Raw genomic sequence first — 26,016 nt, 5'->3', positions numbered from 1 at the left:
CATCGATCGCCTCGCACCGAACGGCCGCCTGGTCATCGTCGGAGCGGTCGCCGGATTCCCGCCCGCCGACTTCGGCATGCGCCTCATGGCACCTCAGACGAGAGTCCGGCATTGTCGGTCGTCGGGGTTGAGTTCGGAACCGTCCACACTCGCGGATACGCTTCTGGGGTGGACCACGACGAGATCGAACAGCTCGCCGAACGGCATGGAGCATGGCGGCTGCTTCGCAAGACGAACGCGCCTCTGATCCTTTCCTTCCTCGGAACTCACCTCATCGATGCCAACCGCGGCGCAGTGGCGCAGAGCGAGCTGGTCAGTCTGCTCGACGATCACCTGTACGCGATCCATCAGTCCGCGCCGGATCGCTACCCGCGGGAGCCGATCGAGTACCTGGAGGAGTGGGCTGCAGCCGACGACGGCTGGTTGCGCCGTTTCTACCCTTCGCGCGCCGAGGAGATCCACTACGAGGCGACTTCCACGCTGGAGAAGGCCTATCGGTGGGTGGGCGAGCTGCGCGAGCGCACCTTCGTGGGCACGGAGTCGAGGCTTCACACGCTCATCGCCCTGTTGCGTGACATCGTGCACGGCTCCGACGCGGATCCTCAGGTGCGCGTCGCCGAGCTCGCGCGACGCCGTGACGAGCTCGATCAAGAGATCGCACGAATCGAACGGGGAGAGTCGCAGGCGCTCGACGAGATCGGGGTTCGAGATCGCTTCCAGCAGTTCTCCTCGATGTCGCGCGAGCTGATGAGCGACTTCCGTGAGGTCGAGGAGAACCTGCGCCGGCTGGACCGCTCGGCGAGGGAGAAGATCGCCGCCTGGAACGGAGCCAAGGGCGAGCTCCTCGGAGAGCTCGTCGGCGACCGCGCCGACATCGCGTCGTCCGAGCAGGGGCGCAGCTTTCAGGCGTTCTACGATTTCCTGCTCTCCGAGCAGCGTCAGGATGAGCTCTCCACACTGCTCGGTGCGGTGAGCGAGATGCCGGCGGTCGAGACGGACCGGCGGATGCGTCTACTGCACCACGACTGGGCCGAGGCCGCGGAGCGCACGCAGGTGACGGTGCGGATGCTGTCGGAGCAGCTGCGGCGTTTTCTCGATGACCGCGTGTGGTTCGAGAACCGACGGGTGCTCGACCTCGCCCGCGCCATCGAAGCCGCGGCGATCGCGGTTCGGCAGGATCCGCCCGATGCCGGTCTCGAGATCGATGAGCCCGGCATCCCGATCGTGATGGCCTTCGAGCGTCCGCTGTACCAGGTGAGACCGGACACCGCCGTGAACAGTCTGCTGGGACCGGTCGATGAGGGACCGCTCGACCTCGACGTGCTTCTCAGCCAGCGCCATGTCGACGTCGAGCGCCTGGCCGAAAACATCCGTGCGGTCGTGCCTCCGCACAGCGCGGCCGAGCTCAGCGACATCCTCTCGCTCTACCCGATCACTGAGGGAGCGGCGGAGGTGATCGCGTACCTCGGTCTCGATGCGCAAGACGATCTCGAACTGAGCATCGATGCCGAGCAATCGATGTCGGTGGTCTATGAGGGACTGGACGGGGTACGCCGCCTGATGACTGTTCCGCACGTCACGATCACGCGCTCATGAGAGCCGAGGAAGCCAGCCTATGAGAAGCCCCGAAGAGCACGCCACGGCGTCAGCCGTCATCGCACTGATGCGCGGCGTCGTGTACCGCGAGCGCGACGAGAGCACGTGGGCCGCATTGGAGCGCCATGGTGCAGCGGTGCGCGACCATTTCAACGACATCGCCGTCGATGTCGTGTTCGACGAAGTCGAGGGCTTCGCGTATCTGCGGGCACACGACGATGCCGAGGGCGAAGAGCCGTTGCCCCGGCTGATCCGCCGTCGATCCCTCACCTACCAGGCGAGTCTGCTCGCGGTGCTGCTGCGCCGGCGACTCGCCGAATTCGAGGCGACAGGGGGCGAGGGCCGGCTCGTGCTGTCGCAGGAGCAGATCGGCGACATGCTCAGCGTGTTCTCGAAGGACTCCACGAACGAAGCGCGTTCGCAGGATCGTGTCGCAAGCACGGTCCGGCAGCTCAAGGATCTGGGCTTTCTGCAGGAGCTGCGCGGGCAGTCCGATGCGTGGGAGGTCAAGCGCGTGCTGAAGGCCTATGTCGACGCGCAGACACTGGGCGACTTCGAAGCGCGGCTGACGGAATACGCTCGCGCGATAGACGGGGAGGACGCCGAATGAGCGATGCGCTCTTCTCCGCACTGGATGTGGACACGGGAGACGATGCCTTTCCGGGCTACCGTCTGCACCGAGTCGAGGTCTTCAACTGGGGAACGTTCGACCGACAGGTGTGGGACCTGGAGCTGGATGGGCGCACAGCGCTGCTGACCGGCGACATCGGATCGGGCAAGTCGACCATCGTCGACGCGATCAGCACTCTGCTGCTGCCCGCGCAGCGCATCGCGTACAACAAGGCCGCCGGCGCCGAGGCGAAGGAGCGCAACCTGCGCAGCTACGTCGAGGGGCACTACAAGTCAGAGCGCAACGAGCAGACCGGTGCGTCGCGTCCGGTGGGGTTGCGCGATCACACGTCGTACTCGGTGATCCTGGGCTCGTTCCGCAACGAGGCGTACGACGAGACCGTCACCCTCGCGCAGGTGTTCCACCAGAAGGATCGCGCCGGACAGCCCGATCGCTTCTACGTGACGGCATCCCACGCCCTCGCGGTCGATCCGGACTTCTCCGACTTCGGTTCCGAGCTGACCGCCCTGCGCAAGCGGCTACGGCAGCAGGGCGCGGACATCGACACCAGCTTCCCCGACTATTCGAGGCGGATGCGCCGGCTTCTCGGCATCCGATCGGAGCAGGCGATGGACCTGTTCCATCAGACCGTCTCGATGAAGTCGGTGGGAAACCTCACCGACTTCGTGCGCAGCCACATGCTCGAAGAAGAGGACTCCGCAGAGCGGGTGCGCGCGATCATCGAGCACTTCGAGAACCTCACACGTGCGCATGAGTCCGTCCAGCGCGCGACGGCGCAGCTGGCCGTGCTCGATCCGCTCGTCGAAGCCGGCGACCGGTACGACGCGGCCATCGATCGTCGAGACGACCTCACGGCGTCTCGCGCGGCCGTCGACCCCTACGTCGCTGAGGCGATGCTCGTCGCCCTTGCCGACGAGAGCACACGCGTCGAAGGTGCACGCACGAAGGCAGGCGAGCAGCAGGAGCGGATGCGGGCCGCGCGGCAGGCGCTCGTACCTGAACGCGACCGTCTCATCGCCGAGCGTGCCGGCGCGGGCGGCGACCGGCTCGTCGAGATCGACCGAGCGCTGCCGCGTCTCGACGAAGAGTTGGACCGTCGTTCAGAGGCGCGTGCACGATATCTGTCCCGTCTGGAGGATGCCGGGCTCGATCCGGTGACGGATGCCGGCGGGTTCGCCGTGCGTCGCGTCGACGCCGAACGCGCCAGAAGCGAAGCGGATGCCGCGCGCGAAGGCGTGGGCGCGCGCCAGGAGCCGCTCGGTCGCAGGCGGTTCGAACTCGACGCCGCGCTGACCCGCACGAACGATGAGCTCGCGATCTTGCAGGGGCGGCGCAGCAACCTCGACAGCAAGCTGCTCGCAGTGCGGGATCGGCTCTGTGCCGGTCTCGGTCTCGACGAACAGCAGGTGCCGTTCGCGGGCGAGCTGATCGACGTCGCAGACGTCCATGAGGGCTGGCGCGGTGCTGCGGAGCGGGTGCTCGGCGGATTCGCCACGATGATGCTCGTCGCCCAGAGCGACTACGACGCCGTCTCCCGCTGGGTGAACGACACGCACCTCGGTGCGAAGCTGCGATACCTGCGAGTGCCGGATCGGCAGGTGCGCTCGGTGCCGGCCCGCGCCGATGAGGCCCTTCGGCTGCGAGACATCCTCGAAGTCGAAGAAGGCCCCTTCGCGGCATTCGTGACGGGTGAACTGCAGCGCAGGGGCGAGCACCAGCTCGTGCAGTCGGCCGCCGAACTGCGAGGTGCCGACCGTGCGGTGACGCGCGCAGGGCTCGTACGCGACCGGGATCGGCACGAGAAGGACGACCGCTTCGCCATCGACGATCCACGCAACTGGGTGCTCGGACGTACGAGCGAGCGCAAGCTCGCCGCGCTGCGCGACGAGGCGGCGGAGTACGAGTCGGAGCGGGGCGAGGTGCTCGCCTCGCTGGCCGCGCTGCAGCGCGAGGAGAACGAGCTGCAGTCGCGACTGCGCGCCCTCGACGCGCTTGCCGACGTCACTCGCTGGAGTGATCTGGACACCGAGTCCAGCCAGGCGGAGATCACCGCTCTGCACGACGAGCGGTCGAGGCTGATCGCGGGATCGAACAAGCTCGAGGAGATCGAGAAGGCGCTCACGCGCGTCGATGAGCAGGCGGTGCGCCTCGACGAAGACCTCGAGGCAGGAGCTCGCGCCATCGGTGATCTCGACGGCGAGGCGGCCAGACTCACTGAGCGGACTCAGCGTGAGCAGCGTGCACTCGAGCCGCTGACAGCATCCGAGATCGCCGCAGCGCGGGAGCGCTACGGCGCGCTGGATACGCTGCTCGCCGACAAACGATCGCGTCGTACGCTCGAGGGCCTGGAGACGCTGCGCAAGCGACTGGCAGACGAGATCGCCCGGCTCAGCGACGCCGTGCAGCGTGAGATCAACGGGCACATCACGAGCGTGCAGGCGAAGATGCACGAGATGCTGCGCAACTGGCCGGAGCTGCGTGCCGAGCACGATGCGGAAGTAGGTGCCCTCGGCTCGTTCAGGGAGTTGCACAGCCGAGTCCGGGCCGACGATCTGCCGCGGTTCGAGTCGGAGTTCCGGCACCAGCTCAACACGAACGCCGTCACCGAGCTGGCAGGGTTCCACAACTGGCTTCGTCGGCAGGCGGATGAGATCCATGCGCGAGTCGATCGGATCAATGAGGCGCTCGGCGCGATCGACTACCGCCCGGGACGTGTCATCCGGATCATCGCCGACCCCACGGTCAATCAGGAGATCAGAGACTTCCGTGCCGACCTGCGCGCGGCGACCAGCGACCTCGTGGATCCGGAATCCGGCGATGCCGAACGTCGGTTCGAGCAGGTGCGAGCGATCATCGAGAGGTTCCGCGGCCGAGAAGCGCACAGCGATCGGGACCGCATATGGACGAGGTTCGTGACGGATGTGCGCAACTGGTACCTCTTCGCGGCCTCCGAGCAGGATCGCGACACCGGCGAGGAGTTCGAGCACTACACCGACTCGGACGGCAAGTCCGGCGGGCAGAAGGAGAAGCTCGCCTACACGATTCTCGCCGCTTCGCTCGCCTATCAGTTCGGACTCGAATGGGGCGTGCAGAAAGCACGCGACTTCCGTTTCGCGGTCATCGATGAGGCCTTCGGGCGGGGCTCGGATGAGTCGACTCGTTATGCGCTCAAGCTCTTCGGCCGGCTTGGTCTGCAGCTGCTGATCGTCACACCGCTGCAGAAGGTGCACGTCATCGAGCCGTTCATCAGCGCGATCGGATTCGTCGACAACCCGACCGGCGCACGCTCTCGCGTGCATACGCTCACGATCGAGGAGTATCACAAGCGGCGCAAGGATGCCTCGTGAGCGCCGCCGCATCATCGTGGACGACGCCTTCCGACGTCGCAGCGCGGGTGCGCAGGCGCTGGACCGACGGCACGCTGCTGCGCGTTGCGGTCGAGGGGGAGTTCGCGCCGATCGAGCTGCCGCTGCGCGGGCCATCGTCGTCTGACCTGGGCGACCGGGTGGATGAGGCGCGTCGGTGGGCGAACGAACTGATCCGCGCCTCGCGCGACGGGGCGCACTTCGAGCTCGTGTTCGGCGAGGTCGGTGGCCGGCACGTGGGGAAATCGCGCATCCCGATGCGCGCGGTCATCTCCACCGCGCAGCAGGCGTGGGCGCTTCTCGGCGTGGGGGCGGAGGTGCGGCGTTTCGTCTCGTTGTTCGGACAAGCTCCGGCTCAAGCGCGGGGCTGGGTGCTTCAGCATCCGCACGCGGCGCTCGCCGCAGCCGATGACTGGTCCGAGATTCTGGCGGCGCTCGAGTGGATCAGCCGGGAACGCGGTGCAGGTCGGTTTCTACGGGAGGTCACTGCGCCGGGAGTCGACACGAAGCTCATCGAGCGCAGGCGAGGCGTGCTTGCCGGCATGCTCGGCGTTCCGGCCGGTGCGGATGCTTTCACGCAATCGCTCGGCTTCGCACGGCGACCCGCCACAGTCAGGTTGCGCTTCGATCCTCGAGTGTTCGGATTCCCCAGCGGATTCACGGAGGGTGTCTTCCGGCTCGACGAACTCGATTCGGCCGTCTCGTCGGCGAGTCAGGCCCTGATCATCGAGAACGAAGCGACGTATCTCGCCGCACCCATTCCTGAGAGCGGCGTCGTCCTGTGGGGCAAGGGGTACGACGCCGGTAATCCTGCGTCCCTGCGCTGGCTGAGGGATGTTCCCGTGGCATATTGGGGCGACATCGACACGCATGGCTTCGCGATTCTGAACCGCGTGCGATCACGGCTGCCGCAGGTCAGGTCCGTGCTGATGGACTTCACCACGCTGCACGCACATCGTGAGCGATGGGGTCGGGAGGAGAAGCCGACGAGCGCTGCGCTCACGCACCTCGCACCGGAAGACACCGACGTCTATGCGGCGCTGGTCACCGATCGGCACGGCGAGCGGTTGCGGTTGGAACAGGAGCGGGTGGACTGGGCGTGGGCGCTGGAGCGCCTGCCGAGATAAGTCGCTCTGCACGCTATCCTCACTCGGGCATGCGGACCCTGAACACCAGCGCGAGCAGCGAGAGCGCGATGACGACCACGCCGTAGCCGACGCACACCGCGCCGAGCCCGACGACGCCCACCAGCATCCCGGCGATCACGGCGGGCACGCCGAACGCGAGGTACGCGAGAAGGAAGATGACCGCGAACGTGTCGGCGCGCTCCGTGGCGGGGATGCGCGGCGCGAGCGATGCGATCACGCCTGAGAACGTGGTGCCGAAGCCCATTCCGGTCACGCCGGCGGCGATGAGATAGGCCGGGAGCGAACCGAGCGCGAGGGCGCCGAGCGACATCGCCGTGCCGACGGCGAGGGCTGCGGTGCCGAAGATCGTGATCGTGCGGGGCGAGCGCTTGCGCAGGAGGAACGCCGTGATCGCTCCGACGCCGGTGAGGATCGCGACGCCGAGTCCCTGCCAGATGTGCGCGACGCCGCCGAGCTCGCCCCGCACGATGTTCGCGCCGAGAGAGAGGAACAGTCCGCCGGTCGCCCAGCCCGCGACGATGGCGGGGGCCGCGCGCCAGAAGTCCGCCCGGATCGCCTGCGGAACCGACAGGCGGAACTGCAGCGAAGCCCAGACTCCCGGCTTCTTCGGCGCGGTCTCCGGTGCGAAGAAGAAGAGCACCGCGAGGATGACATACGCGGCGGTGAGCGGCACGAAGACATCGAGCAGCGGTTCGCCCATGATGTCGAGGGCGGCTCCCGACAGGAGCGCGCCGGTGGCGAGGCCGATGCCGGGGGCGAGCGCATTCCACAGCGCTGCGGTCGACGGGCGGGCGGGGTGTGCGAGGTCGAGCACCGCAGCCGAGAGGGCCGAGAGCAGCAGTCCACTCGCGATGCCCTGGGTGATGCGCGCCATGAAGAGCAGGGCCACGGAATCCGCGTGTGAGAAGAGCAGCATGCTGCCGCCCAGGAGCACGAGTCCGACGATCGCGACCGGGCGGCGGCCGACGTGATCAGACAGCGCCCCGGCCGTGAGCAGCGTGAAAAGAAGTGCGATGGCGTAGACCGCGAACACGGCGGTGATCACGATCGGGGCGAAGCCGATCTGCTCGGCGAGAACCGGGTAGAACGGCGACGGAGCGCTCGCACCGGTCATCATCAGGATCTGCGCCACGACCGCCAGCGCGAACCCGAACCGTGCGCGGGTGGAGCGAGGGATGGGTGCGGCGGTCGGACCGGTCTGCCGGACGGTGATCGGTTCGGTCGTGGTCATGCGTGCTCCTCGAGTTCGAGAATCTTTCGGTTCGAATCTTTCGGTTCGAGTCTTTCGGTTCGAGAATCGTCGAACTATCGGAGCGTACTCGCCCATCGGCAATTGTTCAACTATTATCGAACCATGCCCGGTGATCTGCAGCATCCGGAGCGCTCCGACATCCACCTGACGGACGTGCTCTTCGCCCTCAGTGACCCCGAGCGCCTCGCGATCGCACGCCAGCTCGCGGCCGGCCCGCTCGACATGGCCGCCTGCCACGCCACCGACCCGAACCTGCCGAAGTCGACCAAGTCGCACTTCATGAAGGTGCTGCGCGAGGCGGGCGTCATCCGCAATGAGCCCAACGGGCGCCGACGGATGCTGACGCTACGGCGCGACGACCTCGATGCCCTGTTCCCCGGGCTGTTGGATTCGGTGCTGCAGAGCTGAGGCATCCGCGCCCCACCTAGGCTGGTGCATATGCCTCGCACGACCACCGTCGCCCCGGCCGTGCGGCGCGCACGCGTCGGCGTTGCGATCCTCTTCCTCACCAACGGCGCGCTGTTCGCCAACATCCTGCCGCGCTACCCCGAGATCAAGGTGCAGCTCGGCCTCGACGCCGCCGCCTACGGGCTCGCGATCGCGGCGTTCCCCGCCGGCGCGATGGTCGCAGGGCTCGGAGCCGCCGTGCTCATCCGCCGCTTCGGGTCGGCGAAGGTCGCGGTGGTCGGCACGATCCTCACCAGCCTCGGCATCCTCGCGGCGGGCCTCGCGCCGTCGGTCGTGTTCTTCGCGCTCGGCCTCTTCCTCGGCGGAGCGGCGGATGCGATCACCGATGTCGGCCAGAACGCGCACAGCCTTCGCGTGCAACGCGGCTACGGACGCTCGATCATCAACTCCTTCCACGCGATCTGGTCGATCGGCGCGGTGCTGGGCGGATCGATGTCGGCCGTGGCGATCGCGCTCGCTCTGCCCCTCGGCATCCATCTCGGCATCTCGGCCGTCGTGTTCTGCGTGCTCTCGCTCGTCGCGCTGCGCATGTGCCTGCCGGGGCGCGACGACGTGACGGAGGAGGAGGCGATCGCCGGTGGATCGGAGATCAGCGGTGCGCTGCGTCGCGGCATCTCGGGGAAGACCGTGTTCGTCATCTCCGCGCTCGTGCTGCTCTCGATCGCCGGCGCCATCGTCGAGGATGCCGGAATGTCGTGGGCGACCCTCTACCTGGGCGCGGATCTCGCCGCCCCGGCAGCGATCGCCACCACCGGATATATCGCCCTGGTCGGCGCGCAGTTCATCGGCCGGATGATCGGCGACCGCATGGTCGACCGCTTCGGGCAGCGTGCCGTCGCGCAGGCCGGCGGACTCCTCATCGCCGTCGGAATGGGTCTGGCCCTGGCTTTCCCGACGATTCCAGGCACGATCCTGGGCTTCGCGGTCGCCGGGTTCGGCAGCGCCACGCTCATCCCCGCCGCGATGCAGGCCGCCGACGCGCTGCCGGGACTGCGGCACGGCGCCGGCCTCACGATCGTGTCGTGGCTGCTGCGACTGGGTTTCCTGCTCTCGCCTCCGTTCGTCGGATTCATCGCCGACAATGCGGGGCTGCGCGCGGGGCTGATCGTCGTGCCGATCGCCGGGGTTGTGGCGATCGTGTGCGCCCGGGTGCTGGAGCGGCGACGGACCGCTTGACCGGCTGAGGGGATGCGGCACGTGGTGCGCGGGTCGCGAGCACGAACGCGAGTCGGTCAGAGCAATGCAGCATGGGCGAGCCTCCTCACGGCCGGCGTGAACTCGCTGAACGATTCGGGGCGGCCCGGTAGCTCAAGCCGGTCCAATGTTCTGTCGACGATGGCTGCGATGTTGTTCTCGGAGGACAAGGCGTCATCTCCGGGATACTCATGCCAATAGCGTTCGGCGCCGTAGTCCCCGTAGTCCCCGTAGTTCCCGTAGTTCCCGTAGTTCCCGTAGTTCCCGTAGTTCCCGTAGTTCCCGTAGCCCCCGTACGGGGCCGCATGGCGCTCGAGTACTGCGACGCCGCGCGCGACGACGTCCACCACGTCCGCGCGCGATTGCGCCGAGCCGTCGGCGATCGACAGCAGCGTCAGCGCGATGATCAGCTGTGATTCGTGGCTGTCCTGGGAGTGGAGATAGCCGGATTGACCAGCGCCGCGTGTTGCGTGGTTCGCGAGATGAGGGACGAATCCGGTCGGACGGGCGCGGAGCGCTTTCGCCATGTTCGTGAGGATGATACGTCCCTTGAGACGCCGGAGAAGTCGGAGCTCGCGCGCGGTCGATAGAAGCGAAGCGCCAACGGACTCATCCGATCCGCGCGCGGATGCGAGTCGAACGTGAAGCTCGGACGTCCACCCGAGCGCCTGTTCCACATCGCGAAGAGCATCGTCGGACAACCAGCCGTTCTCCGAGTGCTCCAAGCCATCTGAGCCGATGCGATCGATGAGAGCTCTCAGTCCTGCGGACAACGCGGCGGCGTCGGCCTCGCTGAATACCGGCCGATCCAGCAACCCGGTCTCCCGAAGGTGCGCGCGCAGCGCAAGGCGCCGAACAGGTGGGAGTGCCCGCAGCAGTCCTACCAGCAGGCAGCCGGACGATACGCCATGCCCGAGATCGACGACCAGTGAACGGTCGAAGCGCGGCTGTACGACGCCGTACTGGTCGGCGAGCTCAGTGTTCACTTCGCGAACGCTCAATGAGGCGGTCGATGTCTGCCAGTTCACGTTGACCGGAACTGGGCTCGTGCTCGTGCTCGTGCTCGGACTCGTGCTCGTGCTCGGACTCGTGCGATCGTGCGCAGCGCTCACCGCAGTGGGGTCTGGATCGTCGTGCTCGATGATGGCGACTTTCGGTTCGCCCACGGCGGGAGCTCGCGTGTGAAGACGGTGCACTTCGAGATCATGGGGGACGCCGGGGAGGGTGAAGGAACGTGAGAGATTCGGTTCGTCGTCGAAAGGGGATCTCCCGTACGAGCCCCAGAGCAGCGGTTCGTACGCCTGCGGCAGACGGAAATCCTCGGCATCGTCATCGGTCAGTGAATCTTCGCCGATAGAGAGCAGGAAGGCATTCGCGAGCCATGCATCCGGCGCATCGCCGGGCACTTCGATGATGCGATTCAGCGTCGGTTTGCCCGGTGCGCTGATGAGGACCGTTACTGCAGATGCTGAGGGGTGTACATAGCCGTCGTAGTAGCTCACATGCGATGACGATAAGGGTGGAGTGGATGCTGGGCCCCACCCGGATACAGCAATCGGGGACAGCGTCCGGCCAGATCGTGCTGTGGAGGATGAGTCGGTTACAGATTCGTATATAGATGCGAATACATGGTTGAGCGGTGCGCGTCGGCGAGCGCGCGGATCGAGACGATCTCAACATAAGTTCGAATTAATGTTCGACAAAGACGGAACACTGCGGTATCGTTGAGTTATGTCGAAGCTGACCGGTCTGCACGAGGCGATCTCCCGCCTCGACGAGGTGTGGGCGGATGCTGGCGACTCGAACGATCTTTCGAGAGAACAGCTGATCGCGGTTACGAATGCGATCGGCGTACTGCAGCGTCGGCTGGATGCTGTGCATGTAGGTGTCGCTGCTGGGATCGCGAGTGAGTCCCGCGCGGAGTTGGGTGCGGATTCCTTGGCGAAGCAGCACGGGTTCCGCTCGCCGGCGAAGCTGATCGCCGCGTCCACCGGTGTATCGACCGGCGACGCCATCCGACTGATCAACGTGGGCGAGGCGACGGCGGCGCGCACTGATCTGCTCGGTGCCCGGTTGCCCGCGAAGTATCCGCTGGTGAGCGAGGCTTTGGAAGCAGGAACTCTCAGTGCGCAGGCGGCCGCGTTGATCATCGCGGTCCTGGAGCGGTGTCGCATCGCTGCCGGGCCCGGGCGCACGGCCGAGGGCGAGAAGCTCCTGGTCGACGCTGCTCCCGGTCTCGGGCTCGACGAAGTGCGCCGGCTCGGCGTGCGGATCGAAGCGTGGCTCGACCCTGATGGTGTCGAACCGCGAGAGGACGAGCAGTGCGGCAAGCGTTCGCTGACGTTCTTCGAGCGCGGCGGACGGTTGCATCTCAACGGCAACTTCGACGTCGAGACCGGTGCCCCGATCGTCGCAGCACTTCGCGGATACGTGAGCGCCGCATTCGCAGCCCGTAAGGCCGCACCGGATCCAGATGCTCCGGATGCCGACCGTCGCACGGTGCCCATGTTGCAGGCCGACGCGCTCGCCCTGTTCTGCGCGCACGTGCTCGGCTGCAAGAGCGAGAAGCTTCCCCTCGCGGGAGCCACCGTCGTCGTCCGGATGCACGTCGACGACCTGGATTCCGCCACGGGAACCGCCACGATCGACGGCATCGACCAGCCGATCAGCGCAGCAGCGGCCCGACGGATGGCCGCTGACGGCGGCGTGATCCCGTGCGTTCTCGGCGGCGACAGCGAGATCCTCGACTGGGGTCGGAAGAAGCGCTTCTTCACGAAGGCGCAACGCCTCGCTCTCGCCGAGCGTGACGGCGGATGCGCCATGTGCAACCTCTCGCCCGAAATGGTCAAGGCGCACCACATGCGATGGTGGAAACGTCATCACGGTCGAACCGACCTCTCCAACGGGATACTCCTATGCGATAGCTGCCACCATCGCATCCACGACAACGGATGGGACATCCGCATCGACGGCACAGGTGTGGATGCACGGGTCTGGTTCATCCCACCGGTTCACGTCGATCCCGCTCGCACCCCCAGGCTCGGCGGACGCGCACGCTTCGACATCGCAGCCTGAGCCGTGGACCGGAAGCATCTCGCACGTCGAAGGTCTGATGCCTGAGCGGCTGGCCCCGCTCGCTATCGCAGGCCGGACGATCCAGACTGGTCACGAGAAACGCAACGCAGGAGGCGCACCTTGGACATCGAAGATATTCTGGCCGAGCCACGCTCAATCACGACCTCGCAGCGAGCCGCCGCGCTGACATGCATCCCGCCCCGGTGGCGATCGGACGCAACGTCTGGATCGGTGCCAACGCCACGATCCTCGCGGGCGTCACGATCGGAGACGACGCGGTCGTAGCTGCAGCATCCGTCGTCACCAAAGACGTGCCGGCCCAGGCCATCGTCGTCGGATCGCCGGCTCGCGTCGTGCGCTCCGTCCCCGACTGACCTCAGCGTCGGATACGAAGCCGGCCGCTCGCGCGTCTTGCGGGCGGATGCCGTCGCCCGAGGTTTCCTGCTTGCCCTCCAATCAGAGTGAGTGTACAGTCACTCATATGCCGACGACACGCAGTTCGATCCTCTCGACCGCCGACGCGCGACGGCCCGTCGTCGCCGCCGCGGCGCTGGCGGAGTTCGCGCGCGGGGGCTACTACGCCACGACCGTCGCCGATGTCGCCCGCGAAGCGAAGATCTCCCCCGCGTACGTCTTCAAGCTCTACTCCGGCAAGGAGGCGCTCTTCATCGCCGCACTCGAGGCGTGCTTCGATGCGATCATCGCGGCTCTCGAAGAGGGGGCGGATGCTGCGGGGGAGCAGACGCCCGACGGCATCCTCGACGCGATGGGAGACGCCTACGCGCAGCTGATCAGCGACCGCACGCTGCTGATGCTGCAGGTGCATGCGCAATCCGTCGCCGACATCCCGGTGGTGGGTGAGGCGCTCCGCGCCGGCCTCGCACGCGTGACGAATTTCGCGAAGAGTCGCTCCGGCGGCGCCGATGACGACGTGCAGCGCTTCATCGCCTACGGGCAACTCTGCCATCTGATCGTCACGACGCAGCTCGAGGGGCGCCCGGAGGATTGGGCGAAACTCCTGACCAAGGGGATGAGCCACCCGGCGTGATCGCGCCCGGTGCTGTTCCCGTTCTTCTGTGCCCTAAAGAGTGAGTGATGAATCACTCATGCACCACCGACCGAAAGGAACGACACGATGAACATGCTCTCGACCACCGCTCGACCCGCCGCCGCCGCTCGACCCGCCATCACCGCACCACGCAGTTCACGCCGCTGGTTGGCGCTCAGCATCCTCGCGCTCGCTCAGTTTCTCGTCGTACTCGACGCCTCGATCGTCAACATCGCCCTCCCGGTGCTCGGCCGGCAACTCCGCATGGACACCGCTGCGCTCACATGGGTGATCACCGCGTACGTACTCGCCTTCGGCGGGCTGCTGCTGCTCGGCGGCCGTCTCGCCGACCGATACGGTCACCGCCGCGTCTTCCTGATCGGCACGGCGGGTTTCGTCGCAGCATCCGCCTTCGCCGGCCTCTCGTTCTCGAGCGAGATGCTGCTCGCCGCGCGCGCGGTGCAGGGAGCGTCCGCCGCGCTTCTCGCCCCGGCTGCGCTGGCGCTGCTCACGCACCTCTTCCCTGATGCGAAGGAACGCACCAGGGCTCTCGGCGTCTGGGGTGCGGTCGCAGGTATCGGCTCGGCGGCCGGGGTGCTGCTCGGCGGCATCCTCACCGCGACGCTCGGCTGGCAGGCGGTGTTCTTCGTCAACGTGCCGATCGGCGTCATCGTGCTGGTCGCGATTCCCGTTCTCATCACCCGTGACGGCGCGCGAGCGTCCGGACGTCTGGATGCTGCCGGCGCGATCATCGTGACCGCGGCGCTCGTCGCTCTCGTCGGTGCGCTCAGCGCAGTGGAGCGGCTCGGATTCCTGCACCCGCTGCCTCTGGTGCTCTTCGCGGTCGCCGTCGTGCTGGGGGTGGCGTTCGTGGTGGTCGAGCGTCGCAGCGCCGAACCGCTCGTGCCGCTGGGTGTGTTCCGCAACCGCGATCTCGCGCTCGGCAACATCGTGATGCTGCTGGCCGGTGCGGCGATGGTCGCGCTGTTCTTCGCGCTGTCGGTGTATATGCAGGCCGTGCTCGGCTACGACGCGCTCACCGCGGGCCTGAGCCAGCTGCCGCTCGCAGGTGCGCTCGTGCTCGTCGCGGGTGCGGCGCCTTCCCTGATCGGACGCCTCGGCACCAGGCCGGTGCTCGCCACCGCACTGCTCGTTCTGGCCGGCGGCCTGGTGTGGCTCGCGTTCGCGCCATCGGATGCTGTCTTCCTGACGCAGCTGCTCGGACCGACGCTGCTCATCGGTGTCGGCCTCGGTGGCGGGTTCGTCGCCACGACGCAGCTGGCCGTCGAAGGAGTCGAAGGCGGTGAAGCGGGGCTCGCCGGCGGGCTCATCAACACCAGTCAGCAGATCGGCGGCGCGGTCGGGCTTGCCGTGCTCGGCACGATCGCCGGGCTCAGGACGGCGGCACTCGAAGCCGGCGGCGCGTCGACCGCGGATGCGCTCACCGGTGGATTCTCGTGGCTCTTCCTCGGTGCAGCTGCGCTGTCGATCATCGGGGCCGGAGTCGTGGCGGTCTGGCGGCGGCGCTGAGCCGGGCGGCCCCGTTGAACCGGGCGGCCCCGTTGAACCGGGCGGCGGCGCTGAGCCCGGCGGCAGCGCTGAACCGGGCGGCGGCGCTGAGCCCAGCGGCCCCGGACTGAGGCTCGCGCGTGCTGTCTGGTTCAGGCAGGCGTGCGGGCCTCAGTCCTCGCTCGAATGCAGGCCTCTTCGAGTCGCCAGCAGAGTGACTTCGGGATGCTCTTCCGCCAGCATCCGCTCTGCACGATCCAAGACGTCCCGGACATGCGCGATCTCCGCTCCGACCACCGACAGGCCGATCGCCGTGCGTCGGTGCAGGTCGTTGGCGCCGACCTCGGCAGCCGCCGCCTCGGTGCGGCGCGACAGGTCGGCGATCAGCGGCCGGATGACGCTGCGCTTCTCCTTCAGAGAGTGCACGTCACCGAGCAGCACATCGACTCGATCCAGCCGATCCACATGCCGAGAGTCTGCCACAAGCGGTCGTTCAGTTGTACACTTTTATGTACGTATTTGAAGGTGGATCATGGATGTCGTCCCTGTTGCCGAAGCTCGAGCGGGACTCTCGCGCGTACTCGCCTCGTTCCGTTCGGGTGAGACAAGAGAGCCAGTGGTGATCGGCTCTCACCGTCGACCGGAGGCGGTGCTGCTTCCGATCGAGCGATATCAAGACCTCCTCGAGGCCGATTCGAGCGTTTCGCTGGAAAGACTGCGCATGCTGCGCCCGCTCATCGAGCGACTGGCGGCAATGTCCAGGATCAGTGAAGTGAAGGTGTTCGGCTCGGTCGCTCGCGGTGAACAGGTCACGGGCAGTGATGTGGATCTGCTCGTCGTGCCCATGCCCGGCGCGACACTCTTCGACATCGCACAGTTCGAACTCGATATGGAAGCCGTCCTAGGCGCACCTGTCGACGCGGTTTCCGTCGGGGGGCTCGATGAGGAGCGTGACGACCAGATGATCCGCGAGGCGGTGTCGTTGTGAACGATGGTGAGCGCATCGAGCGTTGGCTTCGGGAACTCGCCGCGACCCTTCAGGCGGCCGCCGGCTTGGCGGCTCGAGGCGAGGATGCGTTTCGCAACGATCCCGCCCTTCCGCTCGCGTTCGAGGCGCTCTCCAACCGAGTAGGGGATCTGTCCAAACGGCTCACCCGTGCCGATCCTGACCGATTCTCGAACTCTGCGTGGCGGGCCGCTGCCCGTCACCGAGACTTCGTCGTCCATCACTATGGAGCGCTGGATCACGACCTGCTGTGGAGCACAGTCGTCGACAGTTTCCCCCGGCTTGCGGAATTGGTGCGTGTGCAGCTCGATCAGGCCTGAGTCCGCTGGGTACGACTCACAAACTCAGAACGGCGTCTCGTCAGCGGTCGACCATTCGGCGTTCGGCGACGACCACGAGTCGGCAGCAGCCGCGGGCGCCGCAGCACCGGCTGACGCGGGCGCGGCAGCACCGGCTGACGCGGTCACGGGCACCCCGCCACCGCCCGAACGATCGCCTCGCACGACCTGCGCCGTCGCGTACTTCAGCGAAGGGCCGACCTCGTCGACCTGCAGTTCGAGGCTCACGCGGTTGTTGCCCTCGCGGTCCTGGTAGCTGCGCTGCTGCAGGCGCCCGGTGACGATCACACGGCTGCCCTTCGTCAGGGATGCGGTGATGTTCGTCGCGAGGTCGCGCCAGGCCGAGCATCGCATGAACAGCGCATCGCCGTCTTTCCACTCGTTCGCCTGGCGGTCGAAGTTGCGCGGCGTGCTGGCAACGGTGAAGCTCGCGACGGCAACGCCGGAGTTCGTCTGGCGAAGCTCGGGCTCGGCGGTCAGGTTGCCCACGATGGTGAGGGTGGTCTCGTTCATGTCATTCACTCCGGTTCCGTATGTTCTTCATCTCAGTGTCGAGACTGCCTCATCGGTGAGACGTGATCAGAGTATGGCCGGCATCCGACATCGGGCCGGCGCCACGCATGATCCGAGACCACCCCTTCCCGAACGACACTGAACGATATATCGTTAACGCACCATCGTCCGTTCGACCCTGGAGGACAACATGAACAGCTCATTCCCCACCGGCCCCTTCGGCGGAGGCGGCTCCGGCGCAGGCTCAGGCTCACCGTTCGGCGGCGCAGGCGGTCCGGCATCCGCGATCTTCGATGCGATGGATCAGCTGCGCAAGTCTTTCGAGCAGCGCACCGGCGGTGGCCCTTCCCGCATGGCGCGCGGCGACGTGCGCGCGGCAGTGATCACGCTGCTCGCCGAGGAGCCGATGCACGGCTACCAGATCATCAACGAGATCGCCGAGCGCTCCGGCGGCTCGTGGAAGCCGAGCGCAGGCTCCGTCTACCCGACCCTGCAGCTGCTCGCCGACGAAGGCCTCATCACCGCAGAGGAGCAGAACGGCCGCAAGACCTACTCGCTCACCGGCGCGGGTCGCGAAGAGGCCGAGATCGCCGCCGACAAGCCGGCTCCGTGGGAGGCGTTCTCGTCCCGCGAGCACAGCCACCTCACTGCTCTGCCCAAGGCGGGGATGGATCTCGCCGGCGCCGCCGCTCAGGTCGCCCGCACCGGTACGCCGGAGCAGGTGCAGGAAGCGGTCACCGTGCTCGACGAGGCGCGTCGTAGGCTGTACGCGATCCTTGCGCAGGACTGACTCGCCCCGCACCGCCCGGTCGGGCATCCTGCCGAACCCGGGCGAGAGGATGACGCGATGACGGATGCTGCCGGCTCAGCGCATCGTACGACCCACCGCGCCCGCTACCGCCGCATCGTCTCGTTCGCAGCCCGCGAGTTCATCAAAATCTGGTGGTTCGAGCTGGTGTTGCCCAGGCTCGGCTTCTCACGCGTCGCCGAACGCACCCGCGCGCCGCGGATGCAGAGCTTCGCTCGCCGTTTTCACGTGCTCGCCGTCGACCTCGGCGGACTCATGATCAAGGTCGGCCAGTTCATGTCGTCGCGCCTCGACGTGCTGCCCCCTGAGATCACCCAGGAGCTCGCAGGGCTGCAGGACGAAGTGCCCGCCGTGCCGTATCCCGACATCAAAGCGCTCGCCGAGGCCGAGCTCGGGGTCTCGCTCGAGCGCGCCTTCGCCTGGTTCGATGAGCGGCCCCTTGCCGCGGCATCCCTCGGCCAGGTGCATCGTGCGCGACTGTCCGATCTCGACGCCGCCGACACCGGGCTGCGCGATGTCGTCGTGAAGGTGCAGCGCCCCGGAATCGACGAGATCGTCGCGACCGACCTCACGGCTCTTCGCCGCGTGGCTGGGTGGGCGAGCCGCATCCGCCTCGTCTCCTCGCGTGTCGATGCGCCAGCGCTCGTCGAGGAGTTCGCGGCGACCTGCCTCGAGGAGATCGACTATCTGCACGAGGCCGCGAATGCCGAGCGCTTCGCGGAGAACTTCGCATCCGATCCTCGCGTCGGCACCCCGCAGATCGTGTGGGAGCGCGTGACGCGTCGGGTGCTGACGCTGTCGGATGTCACGGCGATCAAGATCAACGACACCGCGGCGCTTCGGCGGGCCGGAATCGACCCGAGCAGGGTCGCGGATGTCTTCGCCGAAGTCATGTTCGATCAGGTGTTCACGCACAGCTTCGTGCACGCCGACCCGCACCCCGGCAACATCTTCGTGACGCCATTGGCTGCACCGGAGACGGATGCTGCGCCCGCCGCTTCTGGTGAGGGCAGGTCGTGGCGGCTGACCTTCGTCGACTTCGGGATGATGGCGGAGGTGCCGGACAGTCTGCGCGACGGGCTGCGCACGTTGCTCGTCGCCGTCGCCGGGCGCGACAGCAAGGGGCTGGTGAAGGCGGCGCAGGAGATCGGCGTGCTGCTGCCGTCGGCCGACACCCTCGAACTCGAACGCGCGCTCGCGGCGCTCTTCGATCGGTTCGGAGGGATGGGATTCGTCGAACTCAGCAAGGTCGATCCGAGCGAGTTCACCGGCTTCGCGAACGAGTTCGGCGACACCATGCGCTCCCTGCCGTTGCAGCTGCCCGAGAACATGCTGCTGCTCTTCAGGGCGGTCTCGCTGACATCCGGCATGTGCAGCGGGCTCGATCCCGAGTTCAACGTGTGGGATGCTGCGGAGCCGTATGCCGCTCGTCTGATCCGTGACGAGAGCGGCAACGTCATCCAGGCCTTCGCACGTCAGGCGGTCTCGACGGCCGCGACCACCTGGCGTCTGCCCGCGCGCATCGACGACGTGATCACGCGCATCGATGACGGCACCGTGACGTTCGACACCTCCCGACTGGAGCGCCGTCTCGACTCGCTGATGCGCATCGGTCGTCGCGCCGTGGCCGCGCTGCTTTTCGGCGGCCTGCTCATCGGCGGTGCGGTGCTGCTCGTGCCGGCCGCGCCGCTCGGGATCGTGCTGATGGCGGGGTCGGCAGCTCCGCTGCTCTACGCGCTGTTCGGAGGCGTCGGGCGGCGGTGAGCACGCTGCCGCCGGCCGCCGCTCACGCTTTGTCGTGAACACTCACCCGGGAACAAGGCTCTACGGAACCACCGGCCGGTGCCGCGCGGGCGCCCCGGACGACAGAAGGTGCAGATCGTGATCGTTCCCGAAGTCCTCGTCACGGCGTTCCGGCGGGCGACGCGTGCGAACGCACCCTTCCTCAGCGTCGACTCCGCACGCCGAGCGATCCTCAGCGTCGAGTCGCCGCTGAGGCGGCGTCAGTGATTGTCGAGGATGGTCCGGGTGGTGGTGTCGGGTCGGAGGTCGAGTCGGCGCAGCAGTTGTGCGTTGAGTGCGACGACGATGGTTGACAGCGACATGAGGATTGCTCCGACGGACATCGGCAGGACGAACCCGATAGGTGCGAGGACGCCAGCGGCGAGGGGAACGGAGATGAGGTTGTAGCCCGCAGCCCACCACAGGTTCTGTTTCATCTTCCGGTACGCGGCACGGGAGAGTTCGATGACGGAGAGGACGGAGCGGGGGTCGTCGCTGGCGAGGATGACGCCAGCCGAGGCGATCGCGACGTCCGTGCCTGCGCCGATCGCGAGACCGACGTCGGCCTGCGCGAGGGCGGGGGCGTCGTTCACCCCGTCGCCGACCATCGCGACCTTGCGACCTTCCTTCTGCAGCTCCTGGACCTTGGCGGCTTTGTCCTCGGGACGAACTCCCGCGAAGAACCGGTCGATTCCGAGGTCTTGAGCAACGGTGTGCGCGACGGCTTCCGCGTCTCCGGTGATCATGACGACCTGCACGCCGAGCGCGTGGAGCGCGTCGACGGCTTCACGGGACTCGGATCGCACCTCATCGGCGAGCTTGAGAGCACCGATCACTTGCCCATCCTGCACGACGTGCAGGATGATGGCGCCGTCTTGTCGCCAGCTGTCTGCGACAGCCAGCTCGCCCGCGTTCTCCTCCGTGAGCAGGTGCGGTCCGCCCACCCGAACCGTCGTCTCATTGACGGTCGCAGTGACGCCAACGGCCGGGGAGGAGGTGAAGTCGCGGCTCGCGGGTACGGTGAGGTTCTTGTCGGCGGCCGCGCGGACGATGGCTTTGGCGAGGGGGTGCTCGCTGTCCGCCTCCGCGGCGGCCGCGAGGGCGAGCACCTGGTCACGGTCGCCGCCATCGGGTACCGAGACCTCACTCACGACGGGCTCGCCCCTGGTGAGCGTCCCGGTCTTGTCGAACAGAACGGTGTCAACGGTGCGCATGCTCTCCAGCGCGAGCCGATCCTTGACGAGCACACCGCCCCGCGCGGCACGTTCGGTGGCGATGGAAACGACGAGCGGGATGGCTAGACCCAATGCGTGGGGGCACGCGATCACGAGAACGGTGATCGTGCGCACGACGGCGGCATCGGGGAAGCCGAGCACGGTCCACGCGAGGGCTGTGATTGCGGCTGCTCCGAGGGCGAACCAGAACAGCCATCCCGCTGCCGTGTCCGCGAGCCGTTGCGCTCGGGACGATGAACTCTGCGCCTCGGCGACCAGGCGTTGGATGCCGGCGAGGGTGGTGTCGTCTCCGGTCGCGGTGATCTCGACGCGAAGCCCGGAGTCGGTGGCGACGGTGCCCGCGGTGACCAGGTCGCCGGCGGAGCGGGTGACGGTGGCGGATTCGCCGGTGACCATGGCCTCGTCCATGGATGCCCTGCCATCGACGATCCGCCCGTCGGCGGGGATGCTGCCACCGGGCCGGATGACGACGAGGTCGCCGACGACGAGGTCGGCGGGTGAGACCGAGACGACCTGACCGTTTTCGATGCGTTCGGCCTCATCGGGCAACAGCGCAGCCAACGAGTCCAGCGCGGAGGTGGTCTGGGCGAGGGAGCGCATCTCGATCCAGTGGCCGAGGAGCATGATGACGATCAGCAGCGCCAGCTCCCACCAGAAGTCGAGTTCGTGGTGGATCAGTCCGAGGGTCGCACCCCAGGAGGCGAAGAACGCGACGGTGATCGCCAGCCCGATGAGGAGCATCATGCCGGGCTTGCGGGCGCGGATCTCGCTGACCGCGCCGACGAGGAAGGGCCGGCCGCCCCATACGTACATGACGGTCCCCAGTACCGGGGAGATCCAGGCGAGAGCAGCAATATCCGGGAGGGTGTATCCGAGGATCATCGCGAACATCCCCGACAGTGCCACGGTGGGCACCGCGAGGATCAGCATCATCCAGAACAGTCGGCGGAACTGCCCCACGTGATCGCCGTGACCGCCGGCGTCCATATGCCCGGTGTGCTGCGCATGTTCGTCGTGGCCGTTCCCGTTTTTCGAGGGCTCGTGCGTCGCCGTCGTGGCGTGGTCCGCATGCTGCTGCTGCTGCGGGGCGTCGCTGGGGCCGGTGGTCGGCGTTTCGTGATGCGCGGTGGGGTGTTCAACGTCATCGTTGTGCGAGTTGCTCATGAACCTATCCTCCTCGGGAATCACCGGATCCGGACCGCCTCGTACCCGGCTTCGTCGACCGCAGCGAGAACCGCGGCATCATCGAGCGGCTGATCGCTGCTCACGATGAGCTTCCCGCCCTGGGTGGTGACATCGATATCGGTAACGCCCGCGATCTGGCCGACCTCGCCGCGAATGGCAACCTCGCAGTGCCCGCAGCTCATCCCGGTGACCTGATACTCGCTCGTGCTCATGATGCAACCTTCCTCAAAACGGATACCCCAACGGGGTGCTGCTAGGCTCAACGGTATACCCACTGGGGGTATTCCCGTCAAGTATTGCGACGGAGACGAAAATGACGTCACACGACTCGGATGTGCTCATCATCGGAGCGGGGGCGCGTCGTCGATTTGGCGCACCGTCGGCAGCCCGGCGAGTCCGGTATCGGTCATGTAGACCCGGCATGCAAGATCGGTCGTCGTGGACCCGCTCCAGCAATATCGTCGGCGATCCAGCGAAGGGCCACCTCCCGTCAGCGCACCCACGGGCGCACCAGCCGTGGCCGCTCCGGAAGAAGACGCAAAGAGAAGAGTGCTATCTTGTGCTCGGATCGGAGGTCGAGCATGCACGTTGAACGCCGCGGATTGCACCCGCAGCTGTCGCTTCGGACCGCATTATTGCTCGCGAGCGCCGTTCTCATGATCATCGTCGGCCTTCTCGGCATGCACACCTTCAGCTCCAACGCAGTCGGTCACGGCACCGCCGTGGGCGCGCACTCGTCGTCCGCGGTTGATCAGGCAACGCCGATCGCTGGTCATACTGACGCTGTCGCTGCTTCCGCTACCTCAGCGGAGCCCACAGTGTGCGATGACGCGTGCATGACCGGATCGACGGGCGGTCGCTCGAACATGCTCTCCGCGTGCATCCTCGCGCTTTTTGCCGGCCTTCTCCTGTTGCTGCGTCCGCTGTTCGCGCAGCGGCTCAGCCCTCCACTGATGGTTTTGATGTCCCGGCTCCGCCCCGAGGTCGAGGACACGTTGAGCAGGGCACCCTCCCTGACGTTCCTCTCGATCAGTCGCACCTGAGCAGTCGAATGCCGGCATCGTGCCGACATGCAGTCTCGCAGCCTCATTCTGGACGCTGCGTGACAGACCCCTCATACGACTCATTCGAAGGAACAATCATGAAGAAGCTTCCCCTTGCGCTGGGCACGAGCGTGCTCAGCCTGACCCTCGTCCTCACCGGCTGCACCGACGCCTCCGCGCCCGTAGATGGGGCCACAACCTCCTCGGAAGCGCCGGACTCGACGGCGACCGAGGCGGATGAGATGTTCGTCACGATGATGATCCCGCACCACGAGCAGGCCGTCGAGATGTCGGACATCGTGCTCGCCAAAGACGACCTCGACCCGCAGGTGGCGGAACTGGCTCAGCAGATCAAGGACGCCCAAGGCCCCGAGATCGACCGGATGCTCGGCTGGCTGGAGGACTGGGGCGTCGAGTACGACCCTGACGCTTCAGGCGGCATGGATCACGGCTCGATGGGCGGCTCGATGGACGGTATGATGTCCGAGGAGGACATGGCTGCACTCGAAGAGGCGGACGGCGCGACAGCTAGCCGCTTGTTCCTGGAGCAGATGATCATGCACCACGAGGGTGCCGTCGACATGGCTGAGACCGCGCTCAAAGACGCCCAGAACCCGGACGTGCTCGAACTTGCGCAGCAGGTCATCGACGATCAGACCGCGGAGATCGCCACGATGAAGGATCTCCTCACCCAGATCTGATCGCCCGGGTGGGCCGGACCCGAACCGGCCCACCCGACTTTCACACCACGGCATGTGCCGTGACCGCTGTGCGTGCCGCCGCACACACCCGACGCCGCATTCTCGCTGGCGTACCACTCGCATTCGCTCACCTCTCACCGGAGCCCCATGAACCGCCGCGCTCTTGCCCTGACCGCTATTTCCATTGCTGCTCTCACCCTCACGGTGACAGGATGCACACCCCAGACCGACACCACCAACGCGGTACCGCCGAGTATCGAACATATCCACGGCATCGCAGCCGACCCCCGTGGCGAGGACCTGTTCATCGCCACGCACGGTGGCATCTTCACCCTCACGGAGACCGGCGAGATGACCGGACCGATCGGCGACCACGACTTCGACGCGATGGGATTCACGCTCTCTGGCGACACGCTCTTCGCCTCAGGTCATCCCGGGACGACGACCGCGGAGGAGCTTGGCGCACCGAACCTCGGCATCATTCGCAGTGACGACTTCGGTGCGACATGGTCACCTGTCGCATTCAATGGCAGCGCCGACTTCCATGTCCTCACCGCAGCCCCTGACGGCATGCTCTACGGATTCGCTTCCACCGAAGTCGAACTTCTCGCCAGCGCCGACGAAGGACGCACATGGACATCCAAAGCATCGTTCACCGCCGCCGACCTCGCGGCCACTACCGACGGGCTGTACGCGGCAACCGAGGAGGGCCTGCTGATCAGCACCGACAACGGCGGGACTTTCGACCCGGTCGAAGGCGCACCCGTGCTCTACACAATCGACGCGAGCCCGGACGGCACACTCGCCGGCGTCGGTACCGACGGTGTTCTCTGGTCCTACGGCGCTGATGGTGACTGGCAGCGGATGGAACCGCTGGAGGGCGTCGCGCAGGCCTTCAGCGCCATCGATTCGGAGCGCTTCGTTCTCGTCGACGACCGCGGAATCGTCGAAGTCACCCGCGATGAATCCACCATCCTCGCCCCAGCCCGCCCGGCGGACTGACGACACCGATCAAGGGCATCGCGCATGGACAGACCTCGCAAACCCGTTCCGCGACATGACGTTCTTCATCGCGTCCGCTACCACCTCTCAGGTTGATCCCGCTCATCATCTCTTGGCGATCGGCGAGACGTGCTCGTTCATGGACAGGAGCCAGCTCCACACGCACCTGCTCGGCTGCGCCCCAACAATGTGTGCCGGTGACGGCGCTCAGCTGACCGTGGGCGCTCACGCGGGCCGAGGATCGCTAGTGTCGCTGCGCAGGTGCCTTCTGGTAATCGAACATTCCTGGTGCATTCTGTGTGTCGTTCAGGCGGTAGATCACACCATCGTGATCGATGACGGGCTTGGGCAGGCCGTCCGGCTGAAACGGGCACAGAACAGGCTGCCCTTCATCGGTGGATGTGGGTCCATCGTGCAATACCGCAACGTACGTCTTGATGGTCATCCTTCGACGGTACCCGTTCGATCCAACGAAAATGCTATTATCTACGCATGAATGCAGATAATAGGGTTTGCGGTCGGATGCCTGAGAGCGACTTCGTCGAACTGGCGGTTGAGATCTTCGGGATGCTCGCCGATGCGACCCGCGTGCGCCTCATTCTGGCGTTGCGCGAGGCCGGTGAGCTCTCCGTGAACGAGCTGGCGGAGATCGTGGACAAGGCCCCGCCGTCAGTGTCGCAGCATCTTGCCAAGCTCCGGCTGGCTCGTATCGTCTCAACCCGCCAGAACGGGACCCGGGTGTTCTACCGGCTGGAGAATGAGCACGCGTCGCAGTTGGTGCGGGATGCGATCTTCCAGGCCGAGCACTCCCTGGGCGGCACCCCACGCCACCACCACGCGGAGCCGGCCGCGGTAGAAACGGCGACTGCGGAGGCGCGCCTTCAGAGTGCCGACGTATGAGCATCCTCACAGACCCGGGACTGCGCCCTGGGGGCCGGGCACTGCCGAAGCCGCCATCGATCTTCGTCACCGGGACACGTTTGCCCGAAGTGCGCTGGGCGGCACTCGCTCTGCTGCTGTTCCTGATCGCGTGGCCTCTGCAGATGGCCGGCGCCCCGGAGCCGGTGTGGTGGACACTGTACCTTCTCGGATATGTTGCGGGCTGTCTCTTATACAC

Annotated in this window: 25 protein-coding genes and 2 pseudogenes; 20 read left to right on the top strand and 7 right to left on the bottom strand. The window is 66.7% G+C overall.

Annotated features, from left to right (window positions below; all coding sequences use genetic code 11):
* The first annotated feature begins 168 nt into the window (after positions 1 to 168).
* The 4 genes from J1M43_RS00260 to J1M43_RS17045 are packed head-to-tail and all read left to right on the top strand — an operon-like array spanning position 169 to position 6,719.
* Positions 169 to 1,596 (top strand): DUF3375 domain-containing protein, encoded by a 1,428-nt coding sequence (locus tag J1M43_RS00260; RefSeq protein ID WP_206475309.1) that lies wholly within the window; start codon positions 169 to 171, stop codon positions 1,594 to 1,596.
* A 19-nt stretch (positions 1,597 to 1,615) separates the two neighbouring features.
* Entirely contained in the window at positions 1,616 to 2,206 is a 591-nt protein-coding gene (locus J1M43_RS00255) for a DUF4194 domain-containing protein (protein ID WP_206475307.1), read from the top strand.
* The gene (locus tag J1M43_RS00250; RefSeq protein WP_206475305.1) at positions 2,203 to 5,574 is read left to right on the top strand and encodes an ATP-binding protein; all 3,372 of its coding nucleotides are present in this window, start codon (positions 2,203 to 2,205) and stop codon (positions 5,572 to 5,574) included. The genes J1M43_RS00255 and J1M43_RS00250 overlap by 4 nt, the downstream gene beginning before the upstream one ends.
* Positions 5,571 to 6,719, top strand: coding sequence for a Wadjet anti-phage system protein JetD domain-containing protein (locus tag J1M43_RS17045; protein WP_206475304.1), 1,149 nt, complete (start codon positions 5,571 to 5,573; stop codon positions 6,717 to 6,719). Before J1M43_RS00250 ends, J1M43_RS17045 begins: the two co-directional genes overlap by 4 nt.
* A gap of 19 nt (positions 6,720 to 6,738) precedes the next feature.
* On the opposite strand, the gene J1M43_RS00240 is transcribed toward J1M43_RS17045, so the two are convergent.
* Positions 6,739 to 7,971, bottom strand: coding sequence for an MFS transporter (locus tag J1M43_RS00240; protein ID WP_206475303.1), 1,233 nt, complete (start codon positions 7,969 to 7,971; stop codon positions 6,739 to 6,741).
* 123 nt (positions 7,972 to 8,094) lie between these two features.
* On the opposite strand from J1M43_RS00240, the gene J1M43_RS00235 reads away from it, so the two are divergent.
* Both J1M43_RS00235 and J1M43_RS00230 read left to right on the top strand, forming a co-directional pair.
* Complete coding sequence (locus tag J1M43_RS00235) at positions 8,095 to 8,400, top strand: helix-turn-helix transcriptional regulator (protein ID WP_206475302.1); 306 nt, start codon at positions 8,095 to 8,097, stop codon at positions 8,398 to 8,400.
* Positions 8,401 to 8,430: 30 nt separating this feature from the next.
* Positions 8,431 to 9,636, top strand: coding sequence for an MFS transporter (locus J1M43_RS00230; protein ID WP_206475301.1), 1,206 nt, complete (start codon positions 8,431 to 8,433; stop codon positions 9,634 to 9,636).
* Positions 9,637 to 9,692: 56 nt separating this feature from the next.
* Here the strand turns inward: J1M43_RS00230 and J1M43_RS00225 are convergent, their stop codons facing one another.
* A complete protein-coding gene (locus J1M43_RS00225) occupies positions 9,693 to 11,156 on the bottom strand; it encodes a hypothetical protein (protein WP_206475300.1) in 1,464 nt (487 codons plus the stop codon).
* Between the two features lie 229 nt (positions 11,157 to 11,385).
* On the opposite strand from J1M43_RS00225, the gene J1M43_RS00220 reads away from it, so the two are divergent.
* From J1M43_RS00220 to J1M43_RS00205, 4 genes are all read left to right on the top strand, one after another.
* Positions 11,386 to 12,729 (top strand): HNH endonuclease signature motif containing protein, encoded by a 1,344-nt coding sequence (locus tag J1M43_RS00220; RefSeq protein ID WP_206475299.1) that lies wholly within the window; start codon positions 11,386 to 11,388, stop codon positions 12,727 to 12,729.
* 188 nt (positions 12,730 to 12,917) lie between these two features.
* The gene (locus tag J1M43_RS00215) at positions 12,918 to 13,103 is read left to right on the top strand and encodes a DapH/DapD/GlmU-related protein (protein WP_372460252.1); all 186 of its coding nucleotides are present in this window, start codon (positions 12,918 to 12,920) and stop codon (positions 13,101 to 13,103) included.
* A 107-nt stretch (positions 13,104 to 13,210) separates the two neighbouring features.
* Complete coding sequence (locus J1M43_RS00210) at positions 13,211 to 13,777, top strand: TetR/AcrR family transcriptional regulator (RefSeq protein WP_033105431.1); 567 nt, start codon at positions 13,211 to 13,213, stop codon at positions 13,775 to 13,777.
* Positions 13,778 to 13,864: 87 nt separating this feature from the next.
* Positions 13,865 to 15,307 (top strand): DHA2 family efflux MFS transporter permease subunit, encoded by a 1,443-nt coding sequence (locus J1M43_RS00205; protein ID WP_241245156.1) that lies wholly within the window; start codon positions 13,865 to 13,867, stop codon positions 15,305 to 15,307.
* 150 nt (positions 15,308 to 15,457) lie between these two features.
* Here the strand turns inward: J1M43_RS00205 and J1M43_RS00200 are convergent.
* A pseudogene (locus J1M43_RS00200) lies at positions 15,458 to 15,753 on the bottom strand (DUF503 domain-containing protein).
* Between the two features lie 65 nt (positions 15,754 to 15,818).
* Between J1M43_RS00200 and J1M43_RS00195 the strand changes: the two are divergent.
* Positions 15,819 to 16,274, top strand: coding sequence for a type II toxin-antitoxin system Phd/YefM family antitoxin (locus J1M43_RS00195; protein WP_206475297.1), 456 nt, complete (start codon positions 15,819 to 15,821; stop codon positions 16,272 to 16,274).
* The gene (locus J1M43_RS00190; RefSeq protein WP_206475296.1) at positions 16,271 to 16,612 is read left to right on the top strand and encodes a HepT-like ribonuclease domain-containing protein; all 342 of its coding nucleotides are present in this window, start codon (positions 16,271 to 16,273) and stop codon (positions 16,610 to 16,612) included. The genes J1M43_RS00195 and J1M43_RS00190 overlap by 4 nt, the downstream gene beginning before the upstream one ends.
* A gap of 24 nt (positions 16,613 to 16,636) precedes the next feature.
* Here the strand turns inward: J1M43_RS00190 and J1M43_RS00185 are convergent, their stop codons facing one another.
* The gene (locus J1M43_RS00185) at positions 16,637 to 17,143 is read right to left on the bottom strand and encodes a single-stranded DNA-binding protein (protein ID WP_206475294.1); all 507 of its coding nucleotides are present in this window, start codon (positions 17,141 to 17,143) and stop codon (positions 16,637 to 16,639) included.
* A gap of 190 nt (positions 17,144 to 17,333) precedes the next feature.
* Here J1M43_RS00185 and J1M43_RS00180 point away from each other — a divergent pair, with 190 nt between their 5' ends.
* From J1M43_RS00180 to J1M43_RS16910, 3 genes are all read left to right on the top strand, one after another.
* Positions 17,334 to 17,933: a PadR family transcriptional regulator gene (locus J1M43_RS00180; RefSeq protein ID WP_206475293.1), complete on the top strand. Its 600-nt coding sequence runs from the start codon at positions 17,334 to 17,336 to the stop codon at positions 17,931 to 17,933.
* 57 nt (positions 17,934 to 17,990) lie between these two features.
* Positions 17,991 to 19,715 carry an AarF/ABC1/UbiB kinase family protein gene (locus tag J1M43_RS00175; protein ID WP_033105424.1) on the top strand — a complete coding sequence of 575 codons (1,725 nt, stop codon included), beginning with the start codon at positions 17,991 to 17,993 and terminating at the stop codon, positions 19,713 to 19,715.
* A gap of 117 nt (positions 19,716 to 19,832) precedes the next feature.
* The gene (locus tag J1M43_RS16910; protein ID WP_268746244.1) at positions 19,833 to 19,961 is read left to right on the top strand and encodes a hypothetical protein; all 129 of its coding nucleotides are present in this window, start codon (positions 19,833 to 19,835) and stop codon (positions 19,959 to 19,961) included.
* On the opposite strand, the gene J1M43_RS00170 is transcribed toward J1M43_RS16910, so the two are convergent.
* Both J1M43_RS00170 and J1M43_RS00165 read right to left on the bottom strand, forming a co-directional pair.
* Positions 19,955 to 22,132, bottom strand: coding sequence for a heavy metal translocating P-type ATPase (locus J1M43_RS00170; RefSeq protein WP_033105423.1), 2,178 nt, complete (start codon positions 22,130 to 22,132; stop codon positions 19,955 to 19,957). The two genes, J1M43_RS16910 and J1M43_RS00170, sit on opposite strands and share 7 nt — an antisense overlap.
* Positions 22,133 to 22,152: 20 nt before the next feature.
* Entirely contained in the window at positions 22,153 to 22,365 is a 213-nt protein-coding gene (locus J1M43_RS00165; protein ID WP_206475291.1) for a heavy-metal-associated domain-containing protein, read from the bottom strand.
* A gap of 120 nt (positions 22,366 to 22,485) precedes the next feature.
* On the opposite strand from J1M43_RS00165, the gene J1M43_RS17040 reads away from it, so the two are divergent.
* The 3 genes from J1M43_RS17040 to J1M43_RS00150 all read left to right on the top strand — a co-directional run bounded on the left by J1M43_RS17040 (position 22,486) and on the right by J1M43_RS00150 (position 24,899).
* The gene (locus J1M43_RS17040; RefSeq protein WP_307823183.1) at positions 22,486 to 23,196 is read left to right on the top strand and encodes a DUF6153 family protein; all 711 of its coding nucleotides are present in this window, start codon (positions 22,486 to 22,488) and stop codon (positions 23,194 to 23,196) included.
* A 98-nt stretch (positions 23,197 to 23,294) separates the two neighbouring features.
* Positions 23,295 to 23,897, top strand: coding sequence for a DUF305 domain-containing protein (locus tag J1M43_RS00155; protein WP_206475287.1), 603 nt, complete (start codon positions 23,295 to 23,297; stop codon positions 23,895 to 23,897).
* 147 nt (positions 23,898 to 24,044) lie between these two features.
* The gene (locus J1M43_RS00150) at positions 24,045 to 24,899 is read left to right on the top strand and encodes a F510_1955 family glycosylhydrolase (protein ID WP_033105419.1); all 855 of its coding nucleotides are present in this window, start codon (positions 24,045 to 24,047) and stop codon (positions 24,897 to 24,899) included.
* 244 nt (positions 24,900 to 25,143) lie between these two features.
* Here J1M43_RS00150 and J1M43_RS00145 read toward each other — a convergent pair whose 3' ends face one another.
* A complete protein-coding gene (locus tag J1M43_RS00145; RefSeq protein ID WP_033105418.1) occupies positions 25,144 to 25,344 on the bottom strand; it encodes a hypothetical protein in 201 nt (66 codons plus the stop codon).
* 47 nt (positions 25,345 to 25,391) lie between these two features.
* Here J1M43_RS00145 and J1M43_RS00140 point away from each other — a divergent pair, with 47 nt between their 5' ends.
* Positions 25,392 to 25,799, top strand: coding sequence for a metalloregulator ArsR/SmtB family transcription factor (locus J1M43_RS00140; protein ID WP_052166793.1), 408 nt, complete (start codon positions 25,392 to 25,394; stop codon positions 25,797 to 25,799).
* Positions 25,796 to 26,016 (top strand): annotated as a pseudogene (locus tag J1M43_RS00135) (heavy metal translocating P-type ATPase); the annotation flags it as partial. The gene J1M43_RS00140 and the pseudogene J1M43_RS00135, both read left to right, overlap by 4 nt.

Origin of the sequence: Microbacterium sp. KRD172 (assembly GCF_017168295.1) — a bacterium.
Taxonomy (GTDB): Bacteria; Actinomycetota; Actinomycetes; order Actinomycetales; family Microbacteriaceae; genus Microbacterium; species Microbacterium profundi.
Note: the sequence above shows the minus strand (reverse complement) of the source record. Positions and strands in the feature narration are given on the sequence as shown.